Below are 22,056 nucleotides of genomic sequence, written 5' to 3'. Positions count from 1 at the left end.
TCAAAACGGGATATTGGGCTTATCGTCAAAGACGGCGGCGATATCGGCATCATCTTCAATACGGCCGGTGCCGAGTTTACTTAAAAGTGCCTCGCGCAACTCCACGGTCAGAATTTCACGCTCTCCGCGCGGGGCCGTGATGCGCTCTTCCGCGACAATCCGGCCCTTATCCAGCACCAGAACCCGGTCACTAAGCTTGATGGCTTCATCGACATCGTGGGTCACCAGCATCACACTGGGCCGATGCACCGACCACAACCGCAGCACCAGTTCATGTACCCGAAAGCGCGTCAGAGCGTCCAGCGCGGCAAACGGCTCATCCATTAGCAGCAACTGCGGCTCACGCACCAGAGCCCGCGCCAATGCCACCCGCTGCGATTCCCCGCCCGATAAGGTCAGCGGCCAGGCATCCAGACGATGATCAAGTCCAACTTCGCGCAAGGCCGCTTCGGCCCTTTGGCGGACATCAGACCCCCTCAAGCCCAGCGCCACATTGCGCCAAACCCGCTTCCACGGCAAAAGGCGCGCATCCTGAAAGACCACGGCGCGGGTCTGTGGGATCGTCACGTCCTGACCTTCGGCGCTATCAAGACCAGCCAGCGTGCGCAACAACGTGGTCTTGCCACTGCCCGATCGCCCCAGAAGCGAGACGAACTCACCCGGCGCAATGTCCAGATCAAGGCCTTCAATGATCGCATTATCACCAAAGCGCCGCGTAAAGCCCCGCAGCCTGACCAGACCCCCGGTCGTATTGGCGGTAGATGAGGACGCACGCTGATCTTCGTATCTTAGGAACTGACGCGTAAAGCCGGTCTGCAGGGTCGATAAAATAGCATTCATGATCTTTACCCTACTAAACTCGGACGCCAGGCGAGTGCGCCCGCTTCCAGAAACCGCACAAACGCATCGGCCAGAAGGCCCAGGACCGCATAGACCATCAGGCACACCACAATGATGTCGGTGCGCATGAAATCGCGGGCATTGTTGATCAGGTAACCGAGCCCTGCCGAGGCATTGATCTGCTCAGCCACAACCAGCACCAGAATCGATATAGATAAGGAAAACCGCAAACCCACCAGCAGCGATGGCAAGGCACCCGGCAAGATGACATGCCATATCTGCTCAGCCCGGCTCAGGCCGAAACTGCGCGCCGCATCAACGAGGCGGACATCGACACCGCGAATACCGCTGTAAAGATTGAGGTAGACCGGAAAGACGGTCGCAAAGGCGATCAGCGCCACCTTGGGCGTCTCACCGATCCCGAACCAGACGATAAACAAGGGCGTCAGGGCCAGAGCCGGGATCGTGCGTTTGATCTGCATTAAAGGATCGACCGCCACCTCACCTTGTTTGGATAGACCGGACACCAAGCCCAGAATGATTCCCAGACTAACGCCAATGGCCAGACCGATCAGGATACGCCCGCCTGACACCACAAGGTTTGACGGCAATTCTCCTGACAACACCATGTCTACCAACGTCGATAGCACCGCTGACGGAGCGGCCAATGTGCGTTCAGGAATAAGGCCCGACCTTGAGCCAGCTTCCCAGAGCAGCAGTAACGCCACGGGCGACAGCCAGCGCGCCTTTGAAAGATAATTGAGGATGAGATTGGGTTGGGTCATGGCACCTGATCACGCGAATACGGACCGGCATTAAGGTATCAATTTCCTACTCTTTCAATTGAGAATTATTCGGGACAGCTATAAGCATTTCTCATCTGACGACTTGACCCGCTTAAAAATAAGAAACCCTGGGAGACCAGGGCGGATTATCATCATTAAAAATAAAACAAAATTAGTTTTATTAAAGCCTGACCTCAGCCAAACGGGTTTGTGAAAAATGCGGGCAGCATCCTATAAAGCACCGGTCATTCTCGAAAATTAAAGTGAGATCATGCCTGTCAACCTGCCCACCAACCTCATCAGAAGCTTCGTCGCCATTGTTGACACCGGCTCTATGCTCAATGCGTCAGAACAGGTATTTGTCACCCAGTCGGCCCTCAGCCTTCAGGTCAAGCGACTGGAAGAACTGGTTCAGCAATCGCTGTTTGTGCGGGACGGCCGCCGCCTGACGCTAACGCCCGCAGGCGATGTGCTGCTCGACTATGCAAGGCGCGTCTTGTCCCTGCACGATGAAGCGGTCGCAGCCGTTTCCAATCATGAATTTTCCGGACCGGTTCGGATCGGCATGGTCCAGGACTTTGCTGACACCTTGCTGACCGGACTTTTAGGCACATTCGCCAGTCTGCATCCCGATGCCCAGATTTTTGCCAGGGTTGCCGGTACTGCGGAGCTACAAACCCTGCTGGAACGCAGACAACTTGATATTATCGTAGGCTTTGCCGGTAGTCAGGATGCCAACGCCGTCAAATCCGCCGCCATGAAATGGTATGGCAGTGTAGAACTGACCCGCAAGGCCGTGGTGCCTCTGGCTGTCATTGAGCAACCCTGCCGGTTCCGCGAAGCGGCTATCCGCACCCTTGAAAATGCCGATATCCCATATCGGATTGCGGTCGAAACACCAAACCTGTCGACCCTTAAGGCGGCTGTACAGGCGGGGCTAGCCGTCAGTTGCCGTACCCATCTGTTCCTGCATGACCTGCCAGTGCTTGAAGATACACGCTTGCCTGAACTGCCGAACATTTCATGCGTCGTTGAGACCGCCGAGGGCCTCGATCCGGCCTCTTATCGTCTGGCCGAACTGACGCGCAATATCATCGGTGACCTATAAATATTACTCATCAAGGCTTTGGCATTTTTCGTTTTTTCCCCTGTGGATGACCCGCTAACATGAAATTCTGTTTGTCTGCGTATCTTTGGGATGCGCTCTCATGGAGTTCCCCTCATGACCTATGCGCCCACATCAATTGACAGTCTGACTGCGCAATTCGAAGCCCTCCACGCCGAACGTGAACGGACATGGCCTGCAGCCCAGCTTCAGAAAAATATCGATCAACGACAAGCCTTGGTCAGGCAGTACGCACCGGATACTCACATATCGGCGGGTGAAAAACTGCCTGAGTTTGCCCTTAAAAATGTCGAAGGCGGCACGATCACGCCCGCCGATCTGGGTGAGGCCGGGACGGTGTTCATATTTTTTCGGTATGCGGGCTGCCCCGCCTGCAATATCGCCCTGCCCCATTATCAGCGCACCCTGTGGCCTGAGCTTAAGCGGCGGGGCATTCGGCTGATTGCGGTTTCTCCACATGTGCCCGAAGGCTTGATTGATATTGAAACACGCCACGATCTGGGTTTTACCGTCGCCTCGGATACAGATAACCACTTTGGCAATGCGCTGGGGATTACCTTTGAACCTATTGATAAACCATCACCGCCCCCGGCCAACTGGATAGGTGATCTGACCGGCACCCAAAGCTGGATACTGCCGCAGCCGACCGTCATCCTGGCCGATAAGGACGGTATTGTGCAGTTTGTTGAGGTCAGCCCCGACTGGCTTAAGCGCACTGAATCCGAGACCATACTCGCCCATCTCACACGTCAGCAGGATGCGGCTTAAAGCCTCTGACCGCATCCTCTGAAACTTAAAGGCCGTGTCAAGCACGGCCTTACTTTTTTGGGATTTACGCCTCCCGCGCCCGTCGAAAAATCTCGTCCATGCGCCAGTGCAGGTTAGGATGTTCTGCGGCCTGTTCGCCCCAGCCGGACTCACGCCTGAACTTGCCACGAAGGGGGGAAATCTGCTCACGGTCCACCGCGACCGGCGCTTCACAGTCGGGATCGACATATATAGCGTCCGTCTCACAATAGAGTTCGCATAGAAAACAGGTCTGGCAATCGTCGGTGCGGGCAATGACAGGCGTGCCCGCGCCCATATCAAATACATTCGCCGGACATATCTGCACACAGACGCCGCAGCCATTACATATAGACGGATCAAGATCAGCAATCATAGCGCTTCCAAAGGTGTGGCCAACGCAAAATGCGGGCATACCGCGACCTGATCCATGCCGGAAACGATCAGCCGGTGCGCCTGATGCGGGTCAAGCGCCGGAAAATCGGTGCGCCTATGCATTCCACGGCTCTCGGTTCTGGTAAGCGCCGCGTTGAGGCTCCAGCGCGCGGTAGCGACTGTGGCCCGCAAAGCCTGATCCCGCCACCTTTCTGAAGAGACCGGGCGGTCGCGCACCGCCGCCCAGACGGCATCCATTCGCTGCAATGAGCGCCGCAACTGGCTGTCGCTGCGGAACATATTTTTCGCGGGTGGTTCCATCTCTTGCCGCACGGCGGTCACAACCTCTTCAACCGATAATAACGGCGCCCCCGAAATGCGCATGGACACGACCTCACTCGTCCTGATCTGACGACGGCGCGCCGCGCCCCGCCCGGCCCACTGGCCCGATGACAAAGCCCAGGCCGAGTTTTGCGCGCCGCCGCCTGATACCGCACCGGCAATCAACTCACGTGTGGCGGCATCTCCGGCCGCAAACAGCCCCGGCACACGGGTCTGGCAGGCGTCATCAATCACATTAATGCCGCCAATACCGCGAATGGTGCCTTCCCCGCGCAGCGTAACCTCGAAACGGTCACGGTAGGGGTTTATGCCACGCCGGTCGAACGGGGCAACAAAGTTTGGCTGAACGTGAGGCATGATCGCCTGAATGTCCTGCGGCACACGGTCGAGCCAGCAGAACACCTTTCCACGCATCAGTGCCTTGGCCAATGCCTCATTGACCTCCGGCCCAGGCTTAATATCCAGCTCCCGTCCGACGCTATCGAAATAGCGCGCAAAGCTATAGGCCATCGAGCGTGTCATGTTCGATCTTACGGGTGCTACCGTATAGTAGTTGGTGAACTCCATGCCGGACAGATCAGCCCCGGCCGCCACCGCCATACGGTAGCCATCTCCGGTATTGTTACCGCTGCCGAGCAGGTGGGAAAAGAAGGCGCAGCCGCCCGTCGCCATAACGACTGCGCCAGCCTTGACTTCAAAAGCCTGTTGTAACTGCCGGTGCTCTCCGACCGCGCCCGCCACGCTCCCATCGGCAGCCAGCGTCAGGTCATGTATTGGACTCTGATCCATAATCGTCACGCCCGCCTCTATGGCTAAAGCCCGCATGGCGCGCATATATTCCGGCCCGCGCAGACCGCGATAGTGGGTGACGCCATTTTCGGTATAGAAGTGATAATGGTTCGACAGGGTCGGCAGGGTTTTCCAGGTGGTATCAATGATCCGCGCCATCCATTGCGGATCTGACAGTCCCATGCCCCGCGCATGGCGTTCGGCTATCGCTTTCTGGCGCAATTCCGGCGGGTTAGGCGGCACCCACCAATGGCCCGGCCCGGCGGTTGCCGTAACCCCGCTGGTGCCGACATAGCCTTTTTCGGCCAGGATGACCCTGACCCCTTCCCGCACCGCTGCCACGGCGGCCCAGCACCCCGCCAGCCCGCCACCGATGACCAGCACATCTGTGGAATAAACGGTGCGCGACATAGGGTTTAACGCCTAGTAACCGGCCGCCGCATCGACCACATCGGACGGCGTCTCACCGCGCGTGAAGAGGGCGATGTCATTTGCCACCTTTTCCAGCAGGCGATGGCGAACGACCAGATAGTTGGACGATATATGCGGCGTTAGGCGCACCTTTGAATGCGTGTAGAGACGGTGCCCCTCCGGCAAGGGCTCAGGATCAGTGACATCCAAAGTCGCATAGGCCAGCCGTCCACTATCCAGCGCCTCAAGCAAGGCGTCCTGATCAAGCACGGACCCGCGCGCAATGTTAATCAGATGCGCCGTGGGTTTGGCATGGGCCAGAACCGCCCGGTTGATGACCTTTTGGGTGGCAGGCGTTCCGGGTAGTGCCAGAAGAATGTGATCGGCAGACGCCACGACTTCGCTAATCGACCCCAGTAAGGTAACACCCACCACCGGACTGGCCTGATCACGCCGTCGGACCGCCGTGACGTTCGCGCCCAGGGCAATCACCCGCCTTGCCACTTCCTGCCCGATCGCGCCAAAGCCAATTATGCCAATTGTCGATCCGGTCACCCGCCCAAGGGGAATTTGCCGCCATTCGCTTAAAGACCTTACCCGCGCCCCTTCGAGGTCTTTGGCGCGGTGATAGATGGCCGAGATAATGTAATCGGCGATTTCATCGGCCGCAACGCCCCGCCCGCAGGTCACCAGCGGCGCTTCCAGCAACCATTTCGGATAATAATCCACACCGGTAGACGCGCTATAGACCCATTTCAAGCGTCCCGGCCACAGATCAGGTCGTGGCGAAGACAGGCTTTTCTTCCATACCGGTGAGGGCCGCACCAGCAGCACATCAGCACTTTTGGCTGCATCCCACGGCGTCTCTTCCGGGACATCAATGACCTGCGGACGTGCAGGATGGTCGCGCAGTTCGTCGTTAAACCCCGCTTCAAGTTGGGACGCAATTACCAAAGTCATAGAGAAAGTCCTGATTTTCCAAAGGCGGTAAGAATGGTGTCGTTTTGCGGTGAATGAATGCGCGAGCACAAAACATCACGGTAGTGACGCTCCAGCGGATTCTTGCGGCTGAGTCCCGGATTTCCAGTCAGTTCCAGCCCGATTTCGACCGCACGGATAGCATTACCTGTGGCGACAAATTTAATAGCATTGCCTTCTGCTGCGGTCGGCGGATCGCCCGCATCGGCACGCTGCGCCGCGGTCTCGATGAGGACGCGGTTGGCATACAACAGCGCTTCGATTTCCCCGAACTTTTCCTGAACACGTGCAAGGCTTGCCAGCGGCGCCCCCAGATTGGACGGCACCCGTTCATTGAGGTATTGCCGTAGCCAGTCTCTGGCCGCGCGCGCCACACCATCATAGATGGTCGAAATCGCCAGAGCATTCCACAAAAGATGCACCGGATCAGGCGGCACCAGACTCCATTCGCGTGGGGTTCGTAAATCCACAGCCTGAGTGAGCGGCACCGGCGTATTGTCAAACACAACTTCATGGGACACGGTCGCCCGCATCCCCAAATGATCCCAGGCGGGGTTTATAGTGATGCCAGACGCATCAGGTTTGACTAGAAATGTACCCACGCGCGGCTCAGGTTCATCGGTTCGGGCATAGACGGCAAACCAATCAAGCCCCGTTGATCCTGTTGAGTAAATCTTGGTGCCGGTCAACCGCCACGCGTCCCCTACACGGCGCGCCGTCGTTTTGGGTAAGCCGCCGCGTACCGGGGTGCCCAACTCTGGCTCAACCCGTAGTCCGCCAATAAGACCCCGTCCGTTAACGGCTTCCTGAGCCAGTTGTTCGTAAAGCCGTTCGGGCCAGTTCGTCCCACGCCCCGCCGCATGATAGGCATAGGTCATAAACAGAATAAGGGCTGTGGAAGGCTCGCCTTTGGCGACAGCCCCCAAAACCTTCAGCCCGTCCGCAAGCCCCGCCCCGCGCCCACCATAGGCCTTGGACACGGTCAGACCGATCAGTCCCTCGCGGGCCAAAATATCGAAGTTAGGGCGTGGAAACTCGCCACTGCGGTCGTAAACTTCTGCCGTCTCAGCCAGTTCCTGCGTCAGGCGTTCCAGATTATGCGGGGCCAGCGGATCATCGACCGCAGAAATAGAAGCTACCAATCCCATGATCAGACCGCCCCCAAAATATCATTGAATCGGTCATCCCACAGGAAGCGCACATCCACGGGCTTTGCCAGGACACCGGCTCTGGTAAAGGTATCGGCCACCTCCTGCTGCGACTGAATGGCGGCTTCGGTCACGGGGCGCAGTTCATAATTGTCGCTTTTGTTCGCAAACTGGTCACGGACATATTCCAGCGGGACGCCAATCTCTTTGGCGACAATTTCCGCCCATTGATCCTGATGACCCGCCGCCCAGGCATAGGCCTGTCTCAGCAGCCCCAGATATTGACGAATCTCCGCCACTTTCGCCAGATTTTTCAAAGCATCGACATGGGCGACCACTAGATAATTGCCAGATAAGAACCCAAGCGCGGTCTTAAGCACGCGCGCCCCTTCGGTCGCCACCGCTCGCTGGATCGGAAAGCCATAGATTGCCCAGGCATCAAGCGCCCCTTGCGAAAAGGCCGAAGCCCCGTCCGTTACGCCCAAGGCGACCGGGGTGATGTCATCAAAACTTAAGCCCACCGATTCCAGCATCTTGATCAGGAAATACTGCGAGGTTGTCGCCCGCACATAACCGACCCGCTTGCCCTTCAGGTCTTCGAGTTTTTCAATCTTCGAGCCTTTGGGCACCAGAACGACCTGATTATTGACATCACCGTGCAAGACGGCGATCTGGCGGAAACTCTGGATGGGCGAGCCCAGCGCAAATATCGGCGGGATTTCGCTCATACCCCCGTAATCCAGCGAACCGCCGTTCAGGGCCTCAACCACCAGATTGCCACCCTGAAATTCGCTGTAGTGCAGATCAAGCCCCGTCTCGATACCCGCTGCCTTGAACAACAAGCGCGTGTCGCTCTCGCCTTTGCCCGTTATGGATACGCGCAGAGGGCCGGAAGCCTGCTGCGCCGGCTTCGCGCCACAGGCCGACAATAGCCCCATCGGCAAAAGCGCACCTGCACCAAAAAGCAAGTGACGGCGCGACAGCCCTAATCCAGTTGGTAAGGTCATAGCAAACTCTCGTTGATCGATTATTTCCTACAATAATAGTCGGATTTAAATGCTCAAACGACATTTGCTCACCTGACCTATAAGCGCGGCTTATGAGACAGCTTCACTTGAAAATTGCTCATGGGCCTATCAGAAAATCGCGTTTGCCGCGTACGGAGCCCTACCCTTACCTATGAGAAAAGGTTTCATTTCGTGCGAGGATCGCCCCTATGCCAAACTCATCTCGTCAGCTTAAACTCGGTTTTATCCTGCATGGCGTCGGCCCCGGCTGGGACGACTGGCGGCATCCGGACGCGCAGGTTGACGCCAGCACCAGTTTGAAATTCTATACCCAGCAGGCGCAAACGGCCGAACGCGGCAAATTTGACTACCTATTCGTGGCGGACAGCGTGTCAATCAATGCGCGTTCAAGCCCGCACTATCTCAACCGCTTTGAGCCGCTGACCATTCTGTCCGCGCTGGCGGCGGTGACCGACCACATCGGCCTCGTTGCCACGGTCACGGTCAGCTATACCGAGCCCTACAACATCGCCCGTCAGTTCGCCTCGCTTGATCACATCAGCGGCGGCCGTGCGGGCTGGAACGTCGTCACGTCATGGCTGGAAGGTTCCGCCGCCAATTTTGGCAAGGCCGAGCATCTGGCTCACGACACCCGCTACCGGTTGGCCGGTGAGTATCTGGATGTCGTCAAAGGGTTGTGGGACAGTTGGGAAGACGATGCCCTGGTGCGCGATAAAGCCAGCGGTCAGTTCCTCGATCCCGATAAGCTGCATGAACTGAACCACAAGGGCGAGTTCCTCTTGGTCAAGGGCCCGCTTAATATCTCCCGCTCGCGTCAGGGTCAGCCGGTGATTTTTCAGGCCGGTTCCTCCGAGGACGGGCGTAACTTTGCCGCTAAACATTCCGATGCCATCTTTACCCATCAGGACGATTTGACCGAGGCGCAGGCCTTTTACGCCGATGTCAAAGCCCGCGTCGCCGGATTTGGACGAAACCCGGATGAGGTTTTCATCCTGCCGGGCGCGCGTGTCTTTGTTGGCACAACCGCCGAAGAGGCCGAAGCCCGCTATCACGAACTGGCCAATCTAGTGTCGCTTGAAAATGCCCTTCGCGCACTGGGCCGATCGTTCAACGACCATAATTTTAGTGTTTACGATCCTGACGGCCCGTTCCCGTATGAGGTCGCCGCCGAAGGGGCCAAAAGCAACCAAAGCGCTTCCGGCCGCATCATCGCCATCGCAAAAGCCGAAAATCTGACCTTAAGGGAGGTCGCCCTGCGTGTAGCTACCCCGCGAGGTCATTTTGTCGGCACACCGGAAACTATCGCTGACCGTTTCCAGCAATGGCTGGAGGGCCGCGGTGCGGACGGCTTTAACCTGTTTGAATCCGTGCCCGGACAACTGGAGCTTTTCGTGGATCAGGTCGTGCCGATCCTGCAGGCGCGCGGCCTCTATAAAACCGATTACCCCGGTACAACTTTCCGCGACACATTAGGCTTGGCCGTGCCTGAAAACCGCTACACCGCCGCCCGTAAGGCCAGCTCCGCCGCATGATTACACAGCGTGCCAAGACAACGCTCAGGGTCATGCAATATCTGGCGAAGTCACATCTCGGCCCGCCCCTGCGGGCGCCTGAAATTTCAGAACAGATCAATTCACCGCTTCATTTCGTCGAGTTTATTCTCAACCTCATGCGCAGGCATGGATTTCTGAAATCCATGCGCGGACGCAAGGGCGGGTTTATACTGGCCAAGCCCGCCGACCAGATAAGGCTTCAACACGTAATCGAAGCCGTGGACGGGAAGCGCCCATCCGCCACCTGCACCCGGATACTGCCGGCGACCTGCGTGCAGTGTGTCACCCCGGAAGCCTGCCGGCTGGACGGAATTATATCCTCAGCTCTAGCCGCCTCCCGTCAGGTCTACTACGGCTTCACTGTCGCGGATTTAGGTTTGAACGGCTTACCAAGCGGTTCATATGATCACAAGACCTATGCTTCAGACAAGACGGGGTGATTTATATATGTATCTAGCGTCGCAATAATACGAGAGTTAGTTAGCTCGAAACCGCCAGCTCATAAGCTTAGTTCTGGGACAATGCCGGAGGATCAAGGGCACGCAGAAGCCGAAGAACACCGGCATTAGAAAGTTCTGACGTTATGTCGGTTTCGGTGGGTGCGGGAGCCCACAACCACCGAGCCACATACCGAATGAAAACAAAAATCTAACCGGATCAATATGAGCACTGACGCGGTTCGCCGTTAACTCGGGTGTTAGAGCAGCATATCGACAAAGGCGCGAACATTCGCGGGCCTGTATCTGGCGGCGGGGAAGACTACGAATATCCCGCCTGACGGAAGTTCCCATTCCGGCAGGACATGAATAAGTTCTCCCGACGCGATCATCGGGTTTGCAACATAGTCGGGCAACACGGAAAGGCCAGCACCAGCCCGAACGGCCGCCAAAACGGCGAGCGTTGCATCTATCGTAATCGCGGCATGGAGCCTGGCGGATTTGCGGTCGATTTCGCCGCGGGAGAAACTCCACTGCAGAGGATGGCGCAAGGCACCGTTGGCAATAAACGGCAACGCTTCCAAAGCTTCCGGCGACTTAAGGCCAGAGACGACAAGTGCCATTTGCGAACCTGCCACGAGGATCTGCTTGAACGCACCAATCCGGCGGGCCTGCAGACTGGAATCGGTCAGCCAGCCCACACGAATGGCCATATCGATGTGACCTGAGATCAGATCCACCGCTTCATCCTTTAATGAAAGGTCGACCTCACAACCAGGGTAACGCGCAGTGAAAGCCGCAACCTTTGGCACGATAACCGAAATGCCATAGTCAAAGGGCACAGTCAGACGCAGAATACCTGATGGAAGGGTTGCACCTTCAGCCATGGCATCAAAGGCGTCTTCGGCTTCGCGAAGGATGATCACGCACCGCGCATAGAAGCCCATGCCAGTTTCCGTGGCGCGAACATGGCGTGTCGTTCGGATCAACAAGCTTGTACCAAGCTCTTCTTCAAGCCTAGCCACCTGCTGGCTGACGACGGCCTTTGTTGTGCCGAGCCTCGCGGCCGCGGCCGTGAAAGATTGGGTTTCAACAACGGCTGTAAAATAGGCCAGCCGATTGAGATTCATATGCTTGGCCACGCCTGTCTCCTGAGTGGAGATTGTATGTCAAAAACAGACAGTATGTAAAGATTGATCCCTATTATAGCGCGAAGTCTTCTCTGGTATCTTACAGCCTGTAAACAAGTTGAGGACGTATCATGCTGATCACCTATCTCTTCGACCCCCTGTGCGGCTGGTGCTACGGCGCCTCGCCCGCACTTGATAAACTGGCTGGCATTTCAGGCGCAGTCATCGAACTGGCACCCACAGGGCTGTTTTCAGGTTCGGGTGCGCGTCCCATGGATCGGTCTTTCTCGGCCTATGCCTGGTCGAACGACCAACGTATTGCCCGCCTGACGGACCAGACGTTCAGCGACGACTATCGCAACAATGTGCTGGAAAACTTTGCACAGATGTTCGATTCCGGTCCAGCCACCCTGGCCTTAACCGCCGCCAACATTACGCAGCCAGATCGTGAGCGTGACGCGCTAAAGGCCATCCAGACAGCACGCTATGTGGAGGGCCGTGACGTTTCGTCCCTACCGGTCCTGTCAGACATATTGGCAAGCTTGGGCCTCACTACAGCGGCCAACGCTCTTCTCGCACCGGACGAAGCCCTCGTCCTCGCCAACCGCCAGCGTATCGATAAGGCTCAGTCCTTGATGCACGAGTTTAACGCGACCGGCGTGCCCGCTCTGATCATCGAGCGCGATGGCAAGCGTTATCCTGTCCTGACCAGTGCCTTGTTTGGTGGACTAGAGGCATTGGTCACCGAATTGACGCGCGAGGGCGCGGCATCGGATCGCGCTGCGGAAAGTTTAAACGTTCTCTATCTCTAAATCACCCCAAGGAGCTCTTAACAATGTTAAATCGGAGACAAACCATGAAATCCATCCTCGCAACCGGATCAGCCGCCGTCTTCGCATCGGCCGAGCCCTCCTCGGCCGCCACGCCCCTGACCTGGAAATCATTCCCCGCGGGTGAAAACGGCTTCTTTCGGGCCCCGGTTCTGATTACCGGACAACACGACGCGATTCTCATCGACGGCGGCTTTACCCTCCCCGATGGGCAGGCATTGGCCTCTGAAATCACCGCGTCGGGCAAGACCCTGAAGACCATCTATATCAGCCAAAGCGACCCTGACTATTATTTCAGCCTCGGTCCTATCCACAAAAGCTTCCCCAAGGCCAAGGTAGTTGCCGCCAGCGATACGGTTGCGGCGATCAAGGCCAGCGTCCAGAAGAAGCTGGATACCTGGGGACCGCAATTGAAGGAAAACGGCCCGCAAACTCTGACGGATGTTGTAATCCCCGAAGTTTCGGACGCGTCGCACCTGACTTTGGAAGGTAAGACGATCGAGATCGTTGCGGCCAAAGGGCTGGCCAATCGTCGCTACCTTTGGGTACCCTCGTTGGAGGCCATTTTTGGCGGAGTCCTTATCTTCAGCGGCGTTCACGTCTGGACCGCTGATACGGCGACGGCGGAGGGCCGGGCCGCCTGGGTGAAGACTTTGGAAGAGATGGCCGCGCGTAACCCGAAGGTGGTCGTCCCCGGCCATATGATGCCCGGCGTCGCCCTTGATGGTTCTGCAATAGACTATACCCGTACCTATCTCCTCGCCTTCGAAGACGAACTGGCCAAGGCCAAGGATAGTGCTACCCTGATCGAAGCGATGACCCAGCGCTATCCACAAGCCGGCATGGGGATCGCCCTTTCGATCGGCGCCAAGGTCGCGCTCGGCGAAATGAAGTGGGGCTGATATGGTGAAATTAATTGACGGCGATCAGGCAGTTGTCAATGCACACAAGTCCTTTACTCAATTCGGTGGGCCCTTTACATCTATTGTCTGATTTACCCTCCGGAACGGCTGTATAGATGACTACCGATAACCCAACAGCCGACAAGCGTCCGCTTCACCTGCGCATCCGTCAGGATATCGAAGCGCAGATCAACGACGGCACCTTACGTCCGGGCCACAAAATCCCGTTTGAGCACGAATTGATGCAGGCATACGGCTGTGCACGCATGACGGTCAATCAGGCCTTGTCGGCTCTGAGCGCTGAGGGATTGATTGAGCGGCGCAAGCGGGCGGGCAGTTTCGTTAAATTGCCGCGGGTCGATTCGACCGTTCTGGATGTACCGGACATCCAGATTGAGGTGGCCGCGCGTGGTGAAACCTATCGGTTTGAACTAACCTCCAAAACCGTTCGTACCGCCTCCGGGCCGGACGAGATAGAACTGGCGGGCAAAGGCGGGCGCATCCTGCACCTTACCGGCGTGCATTATGCGGCGGAGCGGCCTATGGGCCATGAAGACCGCCTCATCAATCTGGGCGCCGTACCAGAAGCCGAACATGCCGATTTCAGCGCGCAATCCCCCGGTCACTGGTTGCTGGAGGCCGTACCGTGGACGCAGGTGGAAAACCAGATCAGCGCCATCAATGCCGATGCAGACACGGCCCGCCGCCTGTGGGGCGACCGTAAGATGGTCTGCCTGATGGTTGAGCGGCGCACATGGCGTGCCGATGAACGCATTACGACGGTGCGGCAAATATTCGATAGCAAAACCTATCGCCTGATCGCGCGCTCCACCCGCGACGAGGTTGAAAAGGCCTAAGTAATCTGACGGCATATTAAACGCAAAACGGCGGCCCTCACGCTTCTGAGGGCCGCCGCTTCACACGCTATGCTTACTAACTGAGGATTAGTCTACTTCGCGATTATTTTCCCTGTAGTTCAGTTATTTATAAAAGCTGTTGAAGACGAACTTATAGGTATTATGGGTCTGGCCGCGCCATTGCGGTTCAAAGCCGTACAGCAGGATCTTGCCCTTACCGTATTCGACCTCAAGGGCCGCTGCCTTGCCCTGAATGGTTTCAGGGCCGTGGATCACGCCTGAGCGCAACGGACTTGCATCCTTAGCGTAAGACGCCAGCACCTTGCCCTTAAAGCCGTCCTTGACCTCAAAGGCCGGACCGCCCTGGAACATGATGATCGGCTTGGCCGACAGACCGGCGGTGACCTCAGACGCTTCGCCCAATTCGACCTCAAGCAAGGCCCCGGCGCAGAAGAATACTTCGGGCTTTACGTCCTTGAGCACATTGGTGACCGGCAGGTCGAACAGCTCGATAATAGCATCGGAGGTGTTGTTCATGACCACCAGGGTGCCGCCTTCGGACACGAAGCCTTTGAGGGCCTCGGCCCCCTCTTCGCCAATACCGCCCGCATAATCGGCGGGGGTATCTTCGGCGCTCAGGCCCTCCTTGAGCGACTTAAGCGCGCCGGTGCGACGGCCACCCATGTCCGGAAGGATGATCGTGTCGAACTTATCATCCAAAGCGCCAGCCTTGACATCGCCATTATAAACACTGGTCAGGCCATAGTTGTACTGCTCCAGAATCCAGCGCGTCCAGCCTTCGTCCATGTTGGAACCCCACGGCCGATACATGCCGATCCGGGCAGGCTTAAGCGAGTCGGTACCGGTGCCAAACGCCGCGGTCGTGACCGCCAGCTTATGCTTTGAGGCAATCGTCTGCATGGCGGCAGGCTTGAGGCCCGTGACGACGAAATCACCGGTCGACTTGGCATAGGCCAGCTTTCCACCCGCCTTAATGACATCATTGGTCGCGGCATAGGACGCATTGACCTTACGGCTGAGGACATAGCGACTGCCCTTACCGGTGATAGCGCCCGCCGGAGCCGAAGCTGTGGTGATCTTGGCCAGTTGGCCGCGTTCTGCCGTACCCACCGGAGCGTTCACCGCCTCAGCGGTTACCCCCATCTGCAGCGGCAGGGTCCAGCCGGTTGTGTCATAAGGCAGTTCCGCCGCCGTGCCGTCACCGGCCAGAATGGCGTCTGGATATTTCTGGATACCCAGCAATTCAGGGATAAGACCGGAGAACGGCTGATCGGTCAACAGCACGAACGAACCCGCCGGATAGGTCTTACCGCCCAAGGTAATTTCGGATTTCGCCTGATGAACTTCGACGCCAAGGTCGATAAACTTTTGCGTCAGTTCAGCGGCTTCACCCATATCGGTCTGACCGGCCGGGATGACGTAAGCGTGCAGCCCTTCCGAGGGGAACTTTTTGATATTGTCGCGTCCGGCCTGATAGCGGTTATAGAGCAGGACTTCTTTGTAGCGCACCCCGGTATCCAGCACCGACATCGAGGCGGTCATCATGTAATCGACCGAGTCTTTCAGGCGCCACAGTCCCCCCTTCCACGGGTTTGGATACATGATCTGGGCTTTGAAATCCTGGGTCTTCTTCGGGAAGTCCTTGGGGTCATAGACCTTGGGCGTGGCGGAATCATGGGCGACTTCGGTAAAGAACGAGATCGTATTGCGGAAGACGTGGGTGTAGTCGAGGAAACCGGCATACCAGTTGTCAAAGCGCGCCTGAGCGATAGCACCCGGCTTTTGCTCAAATTCAAAGCGGGCCATCATATTAGTGCCGATGGCACTGGTCCAGATGCGCATATAGGGGCTGATATTCGACGATACCGGATCGGCGAACGGCGGCATCCAGATACGGGCCGGGAACGGGGCGACCTGGTGCTGCGAGTACCAGATAACCGGATCGTAATCGCGCGCGGCTTTGGTGGCGACGCGGCTTTCCTTCATGTTCAGCATATAGCCGTCACGGTTGTTATCGTGACCGACATAATCCTGATAGAGATAGGGCATGCGGCTGGTTTCATACTTGGTGCCGAGGTTCTTGCGATACCAGTCAACGACCATGTCCTGACCATCAGGGTTCAGCGTTGGCCACAGCACCAGAATGACGTTGTCAAGAATGGCCTGCACTTCGGGGTCGTTCGGTGACGACAACAGCTTATAGGCCAGAGCCAGCGGCAACTGGTGATCGGCCACTTCGGAAGCGTGCATACCGCCGTCGATGTGGATGATGACCTTGCCGTCTTTCGCAAGTAATTTTGCCTGTTCGTCGGTCAGACCACGGGCACCGCTGAGCTTCTTGGAGATATCGATGTAGTGATCAAGCTTGGCCAGGTTTGCGGGCGATGAAATCACCGCATATTCCATGACACGGCCCTGGGTCGACTTGCCCGCCTCGACCATTTTGATGCTGTCGGAACTGGCCGCCAGAGCTTTGAAATATTTGATCGAGTCCTGATAGTTGGCGAGTTTATAGTCATCGCCCGGCGTAAAGCCGATTACGGAGGCGGCGGTCGGCACGTCTGCCAGCGCTATCGGGGCAGTTGCCAGCGCCAGAACGGAGGCAGCCAGCATCGCATAGGTTTTGAGTTTAACCCGCTGTAACATTTTGTAGATCCCTCTTACTTTTATAAACAAGGCCCGCACGGTTCAAATCGTGCGGGCCTTAGTCAGATCAGAACTTCTTGGTCAGGCTGACGCCGACGGTGCGCGGCAGAGCCGAAACCGCCGAACCACCAATCGGGGTGGTCGAAGAGTTGGTCAGGCGGGTGATGGCGACATGATCGAACAGGTTATGAACGAACACCGACGCTTCCCAGTTGCCGTCCAGCGGGCTGAAACCGGCGCGCAGATTGGCAAGGGTATAGGCCGGGTTCTTCATGCGGTAGACATTGGCCACCGACAGTTCCGAGTACGAAATGCCGACATAGTTGACGTCACCGCGCACGAAGCCCTTGAGCGAGGCGGTGATCGGACGGCTATAGTCCGCCGAAATCGCGCCCTTGTTCTTAGGGATGAAGGTGATGCGATCGCCTTTTCGGCCAGCCGCAGTCACGTAGGAATTGATCTGGTCTTCGGTCAGTTGGGCGTCATTGTAGCTATAGTTGCCGCTGATTGTCAGGCCCGGAAGTGGCGTCCAGGTTGATTCCAGTTCAAAGCCCTTGACCTCAGCCGCACCGGCATTAGAGATGAAGCTGAACGCACCGTTGGGGGTACGGCCCGACACCTGCATGTTCTCCCACTTAACCATGTAGAGCGCGGCGTTGACATACAGGGCACGGTCGAACCAGCCCGTCTTGATACCGGCTTCGTAGTTGGTCAGACTGTCGGACTCATAGGGGATAAGGGCATCCGGCAGGCCAAAGGTCTGGTTGACGCCGCCGGGACGATAGCCTTCGGCCACGTTCACATAGGCCATGATATCATCATTGAATTCATAGCTGGCATTGACCTTCAGCAGGGTGCCGTCTTCCTTGGTCCGGCGCACATAGTACGGACGGTAGGTTGCGCCGATCAGATCCCAAGGCACATCGGTCTCACCACCCACGGACTTTTCATACTCAAAGTAACGGCCGCCCAGAGTGACCTTCAACTTATCGGTTACGTCATAATTGACTTCACCAAATATCGCCTTTTGCTCCAGATGATCATCGACATAGCGGTGATAGATGAACTTGATCGGCTTGATCAGCTCACCCGTGGCTTCATCGGCCAGAACGTCGGAACCGACCGTGTCCTGATCTCGGTTTTCGTAATAGACACCCGCCGTGAAGTTGATCGGGCCGGAATAGTTGGAGCTGACGCGGATTTCGTTGGTCCAGTTGCGCACTTCGTCCGGGTAATAGATCGCTGCCGGATAGTAGGAATTCACATAGGCCAGATAGTCTGTGTATTGCTGGGTGCCCGCCACGCAGGTCACGCCCAGATAGGCCGAGCAGCGCGCCGGTGTGCGGTAGCTGGCCACATAGGAGGTATCGTCCGCCGCATAGATCGACTTAGCTACGAAATAGCTTGATGACCCGGTGATGGTGTAGTCGCCGATATCCCAGTTGGCCGACAGCGAATAGACCTTAGTGTCTTCTTCGTAAGGCAGCAGCAGCTTTGATTCCTGCACATAGTCGCCGTAGGCCGGGTTCCAGTTGTTGTTGGATACGGCATCCGTGCTCTGAACAAAGGCCGCGGCATCGATGGTCAGGTTATCGAGCGGGGTATAGCGCAGCAGCAGGCGCCCGCCCTTAGTCGTGCTTTTATTGATGTCTTCGCGGTCAAGGTAGCGGTTGTCGATCCAGCCGCCCTGCTCACGCTCATACATCACCACACGGGCCGCCAGTTTATCCTCGATCAGCGGCACGTTGGCCATCGCCGATAACTGATGATTAGCCTTGCCGCCGTCAACGCTGGAATAATTGCCGGAGACAAAGCCTTCATAGACCTGACGCGGCTTTTTCATGATGATGCGAACCGCGCCGCCCATGGTTGAACCGCCGTACATGGTGCCTTGCGGGCCGCGCAGGACCTCGATGCGCTCAACGTCGGTCGCCGTCGTGTCCGGGTTACGGCCACCGGCATCCGAAGACACGCCGACCGAACCGGTGATCGGGGCTTCGTCGTAGAACACGCCGACCAGAGCTTCGCCAGTGCCCTGAATACCACGAAGGCTGATCCGGCCACGGCCAGGACCGTCATCGGAGACTTTCAGCGACGGCACGAACTTGACATATTCGTCCATGGTCATGGCGCCAACCTTGGCCAGGGTATCACCAGTGACCGCCGAAATCGCCATCGGGGTTTTCTGAAGCTTGGTGTTACGCTTGGTGGCTGTGACCACCACTTCCGCGACCGGTTCATCTGCGGCAACGGCATCTGCGGGATCAGCCGCGTCATTAGCATAGGCGAAACTTGCCGCCGCCATCATAGAAGTGGTCAGCAAGGCCAGACGTAAAGATTGGACGCGCATACCGTGGAACGCTTTCGTGTTGGTCGCCATCTGAATATCCCCTTTCAGATTCCCACAGCCCCGAACTGATCACCGGATCAGACAGCGTGAGAAATTATGTCTAGACATATTCACAACGACATTCAGACATCGTCAACTCTTTTTACGCATCCGCGAAGCCGTATCCATCGCAACAAATATTCTTTATTATGTATACATAATTTGGATTAAATTATTTATTTTCAATTCATTACAATACGGGTCATTTTATGCAATGACCTGATATTTCATATTTTTACAGTTGCGTGAACTGCAATTGTCACGCACTGCAACAATTAATTACACATAAGTGAAAACCGTCGTCGTATTTTTTTCACAATGCGGAACCGTGACCTCATCGCGGCTCAACCCAGAGGCTAAATGACTCAACTCGCTCATAATAGGTTCTGTGAAACGTACGCTAAAAAAGGCCGCAGATCGAAATCTGCGGCCCTTATTCGAGACTAAACATAGTTATTTCAGACGCTCAGAATATCGATGCGGATCAGCTTACCCGCGCCGTTCACCGCACCGTCGGTCGGCCAGTCATCCAGCCACAGCGCGTCATAGATGTTAAACTTATGACTGCACACGACCGTGGGCGCGCAGGCCAGCAAAACCGTCGCCCCGGCAAAGGGCGTAAGTCTCGCCTGCGGTGCCACAACCGTAACCGTGGCCATAAACCGCCCCCGCTGGGTCATGACGTTCAGATCAGTGACCGGCCCGCCTAGCGGCTCGCCCTGCGCCGGAACATCACCGGCAAAGGCCAGCCCCTGCTCGGCCTGTAACGGATGCGCATAGCCGTCCACCGTCAGGTGTAAATACCCTTCCAGCACCGTCAAATGCCGGTCGATGCCCTCAAAGGCCGAAAACGGCCCCGCGATATCCACCGTGGCCATGCTGATGCGCCAGTCGAAATCGGTCATGGACGCACCGGGAGGCGACACAGCGATCTCACGCGTGACCCCGCCGCCGTTTTTCCACGGCTGAGGCACGCGCGCGCTGGCGGGCAAATAGCGGATCACCCCAATATGCCGGGCAAATCGAGACCCTTTTCGCGGGCGCAATCAAGCGCAATATCGTATCCGGCATCGGCGTGACGCATGACGCCGGTGGCCGGATCATTCCACAACACTCGCCCCAGACGCTGAGCCGCATCTTCGGTGCCATCAGCGACGATGACCATGCCCGAATGCTGCGAATAGCCCATGCCGACCCCGCCGCCGTGGTGCAAAGACACCCAGGTCGCACCGGACGCCGTATTCAGCAGCGCATTGAGCAGCGGCCAGTCAGACACCGCGTCCGATCCGTCCTTCATGGCCTCGGTCTCACGGTTAGGCGACGCGACCGACCCCGAATCGAGGTGGTCACGGCCAATGACGATCGGCGCTTTCAGTTCACCGCTTTTGACCATCTCATTGAAGGCCAGACCCAGACGATGACGATCGCCCAGACCGACCCAGCAAATCCGCGCCGGCAGGCCCTGAAACTTGATCTTCTCGCGCGCCATATCCAGCCAGTTATGCAAGTGCGCGTTGTCGGGCAGCAATTCTTTGACCTTGGCGTCGGTTTTGTAGATATCTTCAGGATCGCCCGACAGGGCCACCCAACGGAAGGGCCCGACTCCGCGGCAGAACAGCGGACGGATATAGGCCGGCACAAACCCAGGAAAATCAAAGGCATTCTCCACACCTTCGTCCTTGGCGACCTGACGGATATTGTTGCCATAGTCGGTCGTCGGCACACCGGCCTTAGCGAAATCGAGCATGGCCCGAACGTGCTGGGCCATCGACGCCTTAGCCGCCTTGGCAACCGATTCCGGGTCAGTTTCGCGTACAGTTTGCCACTGATCCACGCTCCAGCCCGACGGCAGGTAACCGTTGATCGGGTCATGGGCCGAGGTCTGATCGGTCAGCAAATCAGGGCGCACCCCGCGCTTAAATAATTCCGGCAGAATGTCGGCAGCGTTGCCGAGCAAGCCGACCGAAATCGGTGTCTTGGCCGTGCACGACTCTTCGATCCACGCCAGCGCCTCATCAATGCTTTCGGTCGAACGATCAAGGTATCCCGTGCGCAGGCGCATATCGATGCGCGACGCCTGACACTCGATGGCCAGACATGACGCCCCTGCCATGACAGCCGCCAGAGGTTGCGCCCCGCCCATGCCGCCCAGCCCTGCGGTCAGCAGCCATTTACCGGCCAATGAGCCGTTATAATGCTGACGGCCCATCTCGACAAAGGTCTCATAGGTGCCCTGCACGATGCCTTGCGTACCTATATAGATCCACGATCCGGCCGTCATCTGGCCGTACATCATCAAACCCTTTTTATCGAGTTCGTTGAAGTGTTCCCAGTTCGCCCATTTCGGCACCAGATTAGAGTTGGCGATCAGCACGCGTGGAGCATTTTCATGGGTTTGGAACACACCGACCGGCTTGCCTGACTGGACTAATAAGGTCTGATCATTTTCCAGACGCTTGAGGGTCTCGACGATCTTGTCGTAGCTGTCCCAATCGCGGGCGGCACGGCCAATGCCACCGTAAACCACCAGATCTTCGGGGCGCTCAGCGACATCGGGATGCAGGTTGTTCATCAGCATCCGTAAGGGCGCTTCGGTCAGCCAGCTTTTGGCGGATAGTTGCGTGCCGGTGGACGGTTTGATAACGCGGACATTGCCCGGAAATGTGGGGTGCGGGTTCATCTT

The 22,056-nt window shown here is 57.2% G+C and carries 19 protein-coding genes; 7 read left to right on the top strand and 12 right to left on the bottom strand.

All coding sequences use genetic code 11. The features are described 5' to 3' along the window. Together IE102_RS08195 and IE102_RS08190 are read right to left on the bottom strand one after the other, a co-directional pair. Positions 1 to 840: an ABC transporter ATP-binding protein gene (locus IE102_RS08195; RefSeq protein ID WP_189485894.1), complete on the bottom strand. Its 840-nt coding sequence runs from the start codon at positions 838 to 840 to the stop codon at positions 1 to 3. A 5-nt stretch (positions 841 to 845) separates the two neighbouring features. Next, positions 846 to 1,625, bottom strand: a complete 780-nt coding sequence (locus IE102_RS08190; RefSeq protein WP_189485893.1) for an ABC transporter permease — start codon at positions 1,623 to 1,625, stop codon at positions 846 to 848. Positions 1,626 to 1,896: 271 nt separating this feature from the next. On the opposite strand from IE102_RS08190, the gene IE102_RS08185 reads away from it, so the two are divergent. Continuing rightward, the gene (locus tag IE102_RS08185; protein WP_189485892.1) at positions 1,897 to 2,733 is read left to right on the top strand and encodes a LysR family transcriptional regulator; all 837 of its coding nucleotides are present in this window, start codon (positions 1,897 to 1,899) and stop codon (positions 2,731 to 2,733) included. A gap of 114 nt (positions 2,734 to 2,847) precedes the next feature. Beyond that, positions 2,848 to 3,519, top strand: coding sequence for a peroxiredoxin-like family protein (locus tag IE102_RS08180; RefSeq protein ID WP_189485891.1), 672 nt, complete (start codon positions 2,848 to 2,850; stop codon positions 3,517 to 3,519). 64 nt (positions 3,520 to 3,583) lie between these two features. On the opposite strand, the gene IE102_RS08175 is transcribed toward IE102_RS08180, so the two are convergent. The 5 genes from IE102_RS08175 to IE102_RS08155 are packed head-to-tail and all read right to left on the bottom strand — an operon-like array spanning position 3,584 to position 8,587. After that, positions 3,584 to 3,913 (bottom strand): 4Fe-4S dicluster domain-containing protein, encoded by a 330-nt coding sequence (locus IE102_RS08175; protein WP_189485890.1) that lies wholly within the window; start codon positions 3,911 to 3,913, stop codon positions 3,584 to 3,586. Beyond that, complete coding sequence (locus IE102_RS08170) at positions 3,910 to 5,454, bottom strand: FAD-dependent oxidoreductase (RefSeq protein ID WP_189485889.1); 1,545 nt, start codon at positions 5,452 to 5,454, stop codon at positions 3,910 to 3,912. The genes IE102_RS08175 and IE102_RS08170 overlap by 4 nt, the downstream gene beginning before the upstream one ends. Positions 5,455 to 5,466: 12 nt before the next feature. After that, positions 5,467 to 6,414: an NAD(P)-dependent oxidoreductase gene (locus IE102_RS08165; protein ID WP_189485888.1), complete on the bottom strand. Its 948-nt coding sequence runs from the start codon at positions 6,412 to 6,414 to the stop codon at positions 5,467 to 5,469. Then, a complete protein-coding gene (locus IE102_RS08160; protein WP_189485887.1) occupies positions 6,411 to 7,580 on the bottom strand; it encodes an acyl-CoA dehydrogenase family protein in 1,170 nt (389 codons plus the stop codon). The genes IE102_RS08165 and IE102_RS08160 overlap by 4 nt, the downstream gene beginning before the upstream one ends. A 2-nt stretch (positions 7,581 to 7,582) precedes the next feature. Beyond that, a complete protein-coding gene (locus tag IE102_RS08155; protein ID WP_189485886.1) occupies positions 7,583 to 8,587 on the bottom strand; it encodes an ABC transporter substrate-binding protein in 1,005 nt (334 codons plus the stop codon). A gap of 209 nt (positions 8,588 to 8,796) precedes the next feature. On the opposite strand from IE102_RS08155, the gene IE102_RS08150 reads away from it, so the two are divergent. Further along, positions 8,797 to 10,140, top strand: a complete 1,344-nt coding sequence (locus tag IE102_RS08150; RefSeq protein ID WP_189485885.1) for an LLM class flavin-dependent oxidoreductase — start codon at positions 8,797 to 8,799, stop codon at positions 10,138 to 10,140. Next, entirely contained in the window at positions 10,137 to 10,601 is a 465-nt protein-coding gene (locus IE102_RS08145) for an RrF2 family transcriptional regulator (protein WP_189485884.1), read from the top strand. The genes IE102_RS08150 and IE102_RS08145 overlap by 4 nt, the downstream gene beginning before the upstream one ends. Before the next feature lie 257 nt (positions 10,602 to 10,858). Here IE102_RS08145 and IE102_RS08140 read toward each other — a convergent pair whose 3' ends face one another. Further along, positions 10,859 to 11,740 (bottom strand): LysR family transcriptional regulator, encoded by an 882-nt coding sequence (locus IE102_RS08140; protein WP_229807627.1) that lies wholly within the window; start codon positions 11,738 to 11,740, stop codon positions 10,859 to 10,861. 119 nt (positions 11,741 to 11,859) lie between these two features. Here IE102_RS08140 and IE102_RS08135 point away from each other — a divergent pair, with 119 nt between their 5' ends. The 3 genes from IE102_RS08135 (at position 11,860) to hutC (ending at position 14,317) form a co-directional block, all read left to right on the top strand. Next, positions 11,860 to 12,540: a DsbA family protein gene (locus IE102_RS08135; RefSeq protein ID WP_189485883.1), complete on the top strand. Its 681-nt coding sequence runs from the start codon at positions 11,860 to 11,862 to the stop codon at positions 12,538 to 12,540. A 44-nt stretch (positions 12,541 to 12,584) separates the two neighbouring features. Beyond that, positions 12,585 to 13,460: an MBL fold metallo-hydrolase gene (locus tag IE102_RS08130; RefSeq protein ID WP_229807626.1), complete on the top strand. Its 876-nt coding sequence runs from the start codon at positions 12,585 to 12,587 to the stop codon at positions 13,458 to 13,460. A gap of 116 nt (positions 13,461 to 13,576) precedes the next feature. Next, complete coding sequence (hutC, locus tag IE102_RS08125) at positions 13,577 to 14,317, top strand: histidine utilization transcriptional repressor HutC (protein ID WP_189485881.1); 741 nt, start codon at positions 13,577 to 13,579, stop codon at positions 14,315 to 14,317. A 123-nt stretch (positions 14,318 to 14,440) separates the two neighbouring features. Here the strand turns inward: hutC and IE102_RS08120 are convergent, their stop codons facing one another. From IE102_RS08120 to hutU, 4 genes are all read right to left on the bottom strand, one after another. Then, positions 14,441 to 16,984: a M14 family metallopeptidase gene (locus IE102_RS08120; RefSeq protein ID WP_189485880.1), complete on the bottom strand. Its 2,544-nt coding sequence runs from the start codon at positions 16,982 to 16,984 to the stop codon at positions 14,441 to 14,443. A 67-nt stretch (positions 16,985 to 17,051) separates the two neighbouring features. Further along, a complete protein-coding gene (locus tag IE102_RS08115) occupies positions 17,052 to 19,364 on the bottom strand; it encodes a TonB-dependent receptor (protein WP_189485879.1) in 2,313 nt (770 codons plus the stop codon). A 467-nt stretch (positions 19,365 to 19,831) separates the two neighbouring features. Next, positions 19,832 to 20,377: a HutD/Ves family protein gene (locus tag IE102_RS08110; RefSeq protein WP_229807625.1), complete on the bottom strand. Its 546-nt coding sequence runs from the start codon at positions 20,375 to 20,377 to the stop codon at positions 19,832 to 19,834. Then, positions 20,374 to 22,053: a urocanate hydratase gene (gene hutU / locus IE102_RS08105; protein ID WP_189485878.1), complete on the bottom strand. Its 1,680-nt coding sequence runs from the start codon at positions 22,051 to 22,053 to the stop codon at positions 20,374 to 20,376. Before hutU ends, IE102_RS08110 begins: the two co-directional genes overlap by 4 nt. Positions 22,054 to 22,056 lie beyond the last annotated feature (3 nt).

This window comes from Asticcacaulis endophyticus (assembly GCF_014652575.1).
Taxonomy (GTDB): Bacteria; Pseudomonadota; Alphaproteobacteria; order Caulobacterales; family Caulobacteraceae; genus Asticcacaulis; species Asticcacaulis endophyticus.
This window is presented reverse-complemented; position numbering and strand designations above follow the sequence as displayed.

Bases quoted from the DNA above. Each gene is read 5' to 3' on its own strand.
- IE102_RS08120 (WP_189485880.1), bottom strand. From the start codon at position 16,984: ATGTTACAGCGGGTTAAACTCAAAACCTATGCGATGCTGGCTGCCTCC.
- IE102_RS08180 (WP_189485891.1), top strand. From the start codon at position 2,848: ATGACCTATGCGCCCACATCAATTGACAGTCTGACTGCGCAATTCGAA.
- IE102_RS08195 (WP_189485894.1), bottom strand. From the start codon at position 840: ATGAATGCTATTTTATCGACCCTGCAGACCGGCTTTACGCGTCAGTTC.
- hutC (WP_189485881.1), top strand. From the start codon at position 13,577: ATGACTACCGATAACCCAACAGCCGACAAGCGTCCGCTTCACCTGCGC.
- IE102_RS08155 (WP_189485886.1), bottom strand. From the start codon at position 8,587: ATGACCTTACCAACTGGATTAGGGCTGTCGCGCCGTCACTTGCTTTTT.
- IE102_RS08135 (WP_189485883.1), top strand. From the start codon at position 11,860: ATGCTGATCACCTATCTCTTCGACCCCCTGTGCGGCTGGTGCTACGGC.
- IE102_RS08130 (WP_229807626.1), top strand. From the start codon at position 12,585: ATGAAATCCATCCTCGCAACCGGATCAGCCGCCGTCTTCGCATCGGCC.
- IE102_RS08170 (WP_189485889.1), bottom strand. From the start codon at position 5,454: ATGTCGCGCACCGTTTATTCCACAGATGTGCTGGTCATCGGTGGCGGG.
- IE102_RS08145 (WP_189485884.1), top strand. From the start codon at position 10,137: ATGATTACACAGCGTGCCAAGACAACGCTCAGGGTCATGCAATATCTG.
- hutU (WP_189485878.1), bottom strand. From the start codon at position 22,053: ATGAACCCGCACCCCACATTTCCGGGCAATGTCCGCGTTATCAAACCG.
- IE102_RS08165 (WP_189485888.1), bottom strand. From the start codon at position 6,414: ATGACTTTGGTAATTGCGTCCCAACTTGAAGCGGGGTTTAACGACGAA.
- IE102_RS08185 (WP_189485892.1), top strand. From the start codon at position 1,897: ATGCCTGTCAACCTGCCCACCAACCTCATCAGAAGCTTCGTCGCCATT.
- IE102_RS08115 (WP_189485879.1), bottom strand. From the start codon at position 19,364: ATGGCGACCAACACGAAAGCGTTCCACGGTATGCGCGTCCAATCTTTA.
- IE102_RS08150 (WP_189485885.1), top strand. From the start codon at position 8,797: ATGCCAAACTCATCTCGTCAGCTTAAACTCGGTTTTATCCTGCATGGC.
- IE102_RS08190 (WP_189485893.1), bottom strand. From the start codon at position 1,625: ATGACCCAACCCAATCTCATCCTCAATTATCTTTCAAAGGCGCGCTGG.
- IE102_RS08160 (WP_189485887.1), bottom strand. From the start codon at position 7,580: ATGGGATTGGTAGCTTCTATTTCTGCGGTCGATGATCCGCTGGCCCCG.
- IE102_RS08175 (WP_189485890.1), bottom strand. From the start codon at position 3,913: ATGATTGCTGATCTTGATCCGTCTATATGTAATGGCTGCGGCGTCTGT.